Origin of the sequence: Streptococcus suis (assembly GCF_002964045.1) — a bacterium.
GTDB classification, from domain to species: domain Bacteria; phylum Bacillota; class Bacilli; order Lactobacillales; family Streptococcaceae; genus Streptococcus; species Streptococcus suis_U.
On record NZ_POPB01000423.1, the window covers coordinates 1 to 5,900 of the forward strand.

Below are 5,900 nucleotides of genomic sequence, written 5' to 3' on the forward strand. Positions count from 1 at the left end.
TTTTTCTTTGTGTAGCATAGGAGAACCTCATAAGTCCTTTTTCTTATATTATACTCCTAAATACGAAGAAAAGCCCTTAGAAAATCAATTCTAAGGACTTTGTCTTCAGTCTGAGCCCGTTGTTACGGGCATTAGTCAAGTAATTATAGCGCTAACCTGAACGAAGTTCAGCGAACGTCTTTAGACGTCGCTGGAGAGAAACGGCTTACAGCCGGTGTACAAGCCACCCGTTTTCAAGGGTGGTTATGACTTACAATGATTTCCAATTCTTACCCAACAAATTCGTTGATTTCTTTTTCGATGTTGGCGATTTTTTCTTCTGCTTCGGCAAGGGTTTCACCAACCGTTGCGATGTAGAATTTGATTTTTGGTTCTGTTCCTGAAGGACGAACGGCAAACCATGAATCATCTGCCAAGGTGTATTTCAAGACATCTGATGGAGGAGTAGTGAGTTTTTCAACGTTTCCATCTTTGTCTGTCTTAGTTTGAAGGGCAAAGTCTTCAAAGACTGCGATGTCAGTTGCGTTGAATTGCTCAGGTGAGTTATCGCGGAATTTAGCCATGATTGCCTTGATTTGCTCTGCACCGTCTTTACCAGAAAGGGTAACAGAGATTGTTTTCTCAGCAAAGTAGCCGTATTCTTTGAAGATTTCATCGATACCGTCAGCCAAGGTCATTCCACGTGAACGGTAGTAGGCAGCAATTTCAGCAACCATAAGCACAGCTTGGATAGCATCCTTGTCACGCACGAATGGTTTGATGAGGTAGCCGAAGCTTTCTTCAAAACCAAACATGTAAGTATGGTTGTGTTTTTCTTCGAACTCTTGGATTTTCTCAGCGATGAATTTGAAACCAGTCAAGACGTTGAACATGGTAGCGCCGTAGCTTTCAGCAATCTTAGTTACCAACTCAGTGGATACGATTGACTTAGCAAGGGCAGCGTTTGCAGGAAGTGTACCCGCTTGCTTGTGGGCTTCAAGGATGTATTTAGCAATGATAGCACCGATTTGGTTACCAGAGAGGTTCCAGTAAGAACCGTCCGCTTGACGAACTTCAACACCAACACGGTCAGCGTCAGGGTCAGTTGCAAGAAGGACATCTGCACCGACTTCACGGCCGAGTTCTTCTGCAAGGGCAAAAGCAGCTTGGCTTTCCGGGTTTGGAGAAGCGACAGTAGAGAAGTCAGGATCAGCAGTTGCTTGTGCTTCCACAACTTGAACAGATTCAAAACCAGCTTGTGCCAGAGCGCGACGAGCCAACATTTCACCCGTACCATGAAGCGGGGTGTAGACAATCTTCATGTCTTTACCGTATTCAGCAATCAATTCAGGGTTGATGTTGAGGTCTTTGAGTTCTTCAAGATATTTAAGGTCAGTTTCTTCGCCAAGAACCGTAATCAAGCCATTTTCCTTGCTGGATTCAAGGTCAGCCAATTCAACTGCAAATGGATTGTCAATGGCACGGATGAAGTTGGTCAATGCATCTGCATCAGCTGGTGGCATTTGTCCACCGTCTTCACCGTAAACCTTGTAGCCGTTGAATTCTTTAGGGTTGTGGCTGGCAGTCACCATGATACCTGCGATGGCATTGTAATGACGAACTGCAAATGACAACTCAGGAGTTGGACGAAGGCTTTCAAATACATAAGATTTGATACCATGCGCTGCCAAAACTTGAGCTGATTCAAAGGCAAATTCTGGCGAGAAGTGGCGTGAGTCGTAAGCGATAGCTACACCACGTTTTTTAGCTTCTTCACCTTTTGATTCTACCAATTTTGCCAAACCTTCAGTAGCTTGCCGAACGACGAATACGTTGATGCGGTTGGTACCAGCGCCAATGTAACCGCGCATACCAGCAGTACCAAACTCCAGGTTTGTATAGAAGGCATCTTCTTTTGTTTTTTCATCCATTGCGACTAATTCTTCACGCAAGTAGTCTGGAAGTCCAGCAAAATCTAGCCATGTTTGATAGGTTTCTTGATAAGTCATCACATATCTCCTTAAAGATTTTTCTATTAAACGCTTTCATTATACCATGTTTGAAAAGAAAAATCACGCTTTCACGTGATTTTCTGATATTTATTTTTTAACTTTCTGTAAAACTGGGACTATTGCAAGGGTTAGAATAGTTGCAATCACCATCTCAGCAATTGAGTTGACAGAAACAATGGCTGCTAATACTGCCTTTATATCCCCCTTGAAGACTCCGCCGAAGAAAATGAAAATTCCTGACAGCACAAAGATGGTGTTTGTGAGTGTTCCGGTTAACCCTGCGAGTGCAAGACCTGCCTTATTTTGCCACAATTTGTAGATATAGTAGGGAGTAATGCCAATCAAAATCCGTGGTACCAGTGCGATGAGCACTGAGTAGAGATTTCCATTCTCAACAAAAGGAGAGAAGACATAGCTCAATGGTGAAAGAATAATACTATTGCGGATGATACTCATAATCCCCATAAAACCACCTAGCTGAGCTCCAATGCGTGGACCATAGATGATACTTGCGATAATAACAGGTATATGGGTGATAGTTGGTTTTACAGGAAGGACAAAGGCCGCAAAGATAGCCTGACTAATGGTTTCAATAACCACCATAATTGCAATAAAAATTGCAAGTGTAGCTACTTGATTAGTTTTTTTTGATTTCATTCAAACTAGAACTCACTTTCTCTAAAATAATCTCGATTTCAGCTAGAGCACCTGTTCCAAAATCGCCACAAGCTAGAAGGGCTTCTCGTGGTTTAATTTCTTCAAAGCCGTATTCTATCAAGGTTTTGAGATTTTTCTGTGTAGCAGGGTTCAGGTACATATTGGTATTCATGGCAGGGGCAATTAGCTTTTTAGTACCGATTGGCAGAGCTAGAGCTGTTGCGGTAACCATATTATCTGCCAAACCATGTGCCAATTTCGCGATGGTATTGGCAGAAGCAGGTGCCACAATGAAGAGGTCTGTCGCCTTGGCAATATCGATATGCTTGATAGAGCTAGGATTTTCTTCCAACATAACATCTGTGTGGACCAGATTTTTTGACAAGGATTGGAGGGTTAAGGGCGTTATAAAGTCCATAGCAGAGCGGCTCATGAGGACAGTAACCTGGTGCCCTAGTTTGGTCAATTGACTAGTCAAGTCTGCTGCCTTATAGGCAGAAATAGAGCCAGTAACAGCAAGAGTAACATTAGCCATTTGTCTCTCCTTTTTCCAGGGTTTCCAAAATCAGCTGGGCAATTTCTTTCTTTGTAGTTGCTTGAACTTCAGAAGTCTTATCCACCAAATAGGCGATATGTTGATTGCCCTTGATATCTGTCAAGTCATTGGCCACAATATAGTCTGCACCATTGCGTTCAATACTTTGGCGAGCAACTGCAAATAGTTCTTCCTTTGGAACATCTACTAAGAGCTTAAAGCCGATTAGCTGGATAGCTGGATTCCATTTCTTGACAAAGGAGATGACCTTTGGTGTTTTCTTGAGAAAAAGGACCTGGTAGTCATCCTTGGAAGAAATCTTAGTTTCAGCATTTTTCTTATTCAATAAGCTTGAGATATCCTCGGTTGCTTCGACTTCCTTCAGGCCAGTCATATAAACAGGTGTATAATCGGATACAGCCATGCTATGAATAAGTGCTTGATGGGACTTAACCAGTGGTTCTAAAGTTGATTTTAAACTCTCAACGTTTGTGATTTCAATAATAGTCAGATTCTTTTGTGGAAGTGGTTTAACAGCCTGTTTAGTCGTGACCAGTGTCACTTCATGTCCACCTTTCAAAGCCTGTTCAGCAATGATTTTTCCGAGATTGCCAGAGGCATGATTGGTAATGGCACGGACTTGGTCGATGGCTTCACTTGTTCCACCAGATGTAATCAATAGTTTCATGTACATATTTTACTAGAATTTCCATTTTTCGTAAAGTTTCTGCGACCTACTTTTCACAAAGATTTACTAAATCAAAATATTATTTTGAATAATAGGTTCACACTGCAACACACTACAAAATTCCGTATGTTCTTAATAAAATTATCGAATAATATGCGAAAATAAAAATTGATGTGGTATAATGTTTGTGAAAAATAAGGAATTTAGGAGCTCTCATGAAAACAGATATTGAAATTGCACAAAGTGTGACCTTGAAACCTATCACAGAAATCGTTGAAAAAGTTGGTATCAGCTTTGATGATATTGAACTCTATGGAAAATACAAGGCAAAATTATCTTTTGATAAGATCAATGCAGTGAAAGACAATGAACTAGGTAAACTAATTTTGGTGACTGCTATCAACCCAACACCTGCTGGTGAAGGTAAGTCAACTATTACGATCGGGTTAGCTGATGCTCTTTCTAAAATCGGCAAGAAAACTATGATTGCCCTTCGTGAGCCATCTTTGGGACCTGTCATGGGGATCAAAGGTGGAGCTGCAGGTGGTGGCTATGCTCAGGTCTTGCCAATGGAAGATATCAATTTACATTTTACAGGCGATATGCATGCCATTACAACAGCTAACAATGCTCTTTCAGCCTTGATTGATAACCATATCCACCAAGGAAATGCAATCGGCATTGACCAACGCCGTATCATCTGGAAACGTGTTGTGGATCTTAACGACCGTGCTCTTCGTAAGGTAACAGTTGGCTTGGGTGGTCCGCTCAATGGTATTCCACGTGAAGATGGTTTTGATATCACGGTCGCTTCTGAAATCATGGCAATTTTGTGTTTGGCGACAGATATCAATGACTTGAAAGAACGCTTGGCAAATATTGTGATCGGTTATCGTTTCGATCGCAGTCCTGTCTATGTGCGTGATTTGGCGGTGGAAGGTGCCTTGACCCTCATTTTGAAGGATGCTATCAAACCAAACCTTGTTCAAACCATCTATGGCACGCCAGCCTTTGTCCACGGTGGTCCATTTGCTAACATCGCCCATGGCTGTAACTCAGTTCTCGCTACTACAACAGCTCTGCGATTGGCTGACTATACGGTCACAGAAGCAGGTTTCGGCGCTGACCTTGGCGCAGAGAAGTTTCTAGATATCAAGGTGCCAAACTTGCCGAAAGCTCCTGATGCAGTAGTTATTGTTGCCACACTCCGTGCCCTTAAAATGCACGGTGGTGTCGCTAAGACAGAACTTTCTACTGAAAATGTAGAGGCAGTGAAAGCTGGTTTTTCTAACTTGAAGCGTCACGTTGAAAATATTCAGAAATACGGTATTCCAGCAGTCGTCGCTATCAATGAATTTGTATCTGACACAGCTGACGAAATTGCAGCTTTGAAAGAACTTTGCGCTGAGATTGGTGTACCTGTTGAGTTGGCGAGCGTTTGGGCAAATGGTGCTGATGGTGGTGTTGAACTGGCTGAAACAGTCGTTGCTACGATTGAAAATAATGTAGCCAACTACCAACGTCTCTACAAGGCTGAGGATAGTTTGGAAGAGAAAGTGACCAAGATTGTTACACAAATCTACGGTGGTAGAGGTGTTGTCTTTGAAAAGAAAGCCCGCAATCAACTGACTGAATTTGCTAAGAATGGTTGGGATAAGTTGCCAGTCTGCATGGCCAAGACCCAATACAGCTTCTCAGATGATCAGTTTGCCCTCGGTGCACCGACAGACTTTGACATTACAGTCCGTGAATTTGTGCCAAAATTGGGAGCAGGTTTCATCGTGGCTCTGACAGGTGATGTCATGACCATGCCAGGTTTGCCAAAAGCCCCTGCAGCACTAAATATGGACGTAGCAGAAGATGGGACGGCTATTGGTTTGTTCTAATCAGATTGAATAGAAAAATCCGCTCGGTTGTGAACAGCTCCCTGTCAAGTGGACAATGAAATAATAAAAGATTAGGCGGCGGCCTTGTTCCTCATTTCAAGAGGGGCAAGGCCGTTGTTGCGCTCTTGAAAACGTTGGTGATT

The 5,900-nt window shown here is 42.6% G+C and carries 5 protein-coding genes; 1 reads left to right on the top strand and 4 read right to left on the bottom strand.

What is annotated here, in order from left to right; genetic code table 11:
• Positions 1-269: 269 nt before the first annotated feature.
• The 4 genes from C1E99_RS10890 to C1E99_RS10905 form a co-directional block, all read right to left on the bottom strand.
• Positions 270-1,988 carry a phospho-sugar mutase gene (locus tag C1E99_RS10890; RefSeq protein WP_105207554.1) on the bottom strand — a complete coding sequence of 573 codons (1,719 nt, stop codon included), beginning with the start codon at positions 1,986-1,988 and terminating at the stop codon, positions 270-272.
• A gap of 90 nt (positions 1,989-2,078) precedes the next feature.
• Complete coding sequence (locus tag C1E99_RS10895) at positions 2,079-2,648, bottom strand: ECF transporter S component (RefSeq protein WP_105207555.1); 570 nt, start codon at positions 2,646-2,648, stop codon at positions 2,079-2,081.
• On the bottom strand, positions 2,629-3,183 hold the full coding sequence (coaC, locus tag C1E99_RS10900; protein ID WP_105207556.1) for a phosphopantothenoylcysteine decarboxylase: 555 nt from the start codon (positions 3,181-3,183) through the stop codon (positions 2,629-2,631). The genes C1E99_RS10895 and coaC overlap by 20 nt, the downstream gene beginning before the upstream one ends.
• Positions 3,176-3,871 (bottom strand): phosphopantothenate--cysteine ligase, encoded by a 696-nt coding sequence (locus C1E99_RS10905; protein WP_161951190.1) that lies wholly within the window; start codon positions 3,869-3,871, stop codon positions 3,176-3,178. The genes coaC and C1E99_RS10905 overlap by 8 nt, the downstream gene beginning before the upstream one ends.
• A gap of 215 nt (positions 3,872-4,086) precedes the next feature.
• Between C1E99_RS10905 and C1E99_RS10910 the strand changes: the two genes are divergently transcribed.
• Positions 4,087-5,757 carry a formate--tetrahydrofolate ligase gene (locus tag C1E99_RS10910; RefSeq protein WP_105207558.1) on the top strand — a complete coding sequence of 557 codons (1,671 nt, stop codon included), beginning with the start codon at positions 4,087-4,089 and terminating at the stop codon, positions 5,755-5,757.
• Positions 5,758-5,900: the final 143 nt, after the last annotated feature.

What these genes read in the sequence shown, in the direction of transcription:
- C1E99_RS10890 (WP_105207554.1), bottom strand. Translation starts at nt 1,988, where the DNA reads ATGACTTATCAAGAAACCTATCAAACATGGCTAGATTTTGCTGGACTT.
- C1E99_RS10895 (WP_105207555.1), bottom strand. Translation starts at nt 2,648, where the DNA reads ATGAAATCAAAAAAAACTAATCAAGTAGCTACACTTGCAATTTTTATT.
- coaC (WP_105207556.1), bottom strand. Translation starts at nt 3,183, where the DNA reads ATGGCTAATGTTACTCTTGCTGTTACTGGCTCTATTTCTGCCTATAAG.
- C1E99_RS10905 (WP_161951190.1), bottom strand. Translation starts at nt 3,871, where the DNA reads ATGAAACTATTGATTACATCTGGTGGAACAAGTGAAGCCATCGACCAA.
- C1E99_RS10910 (WP_105207558.1), top strand. Translation starts at nt 4,087, where the DNA reads ATGAAAACAGATATTGAAATTGCACAAAGTGTGACCTTGAAACCTATC.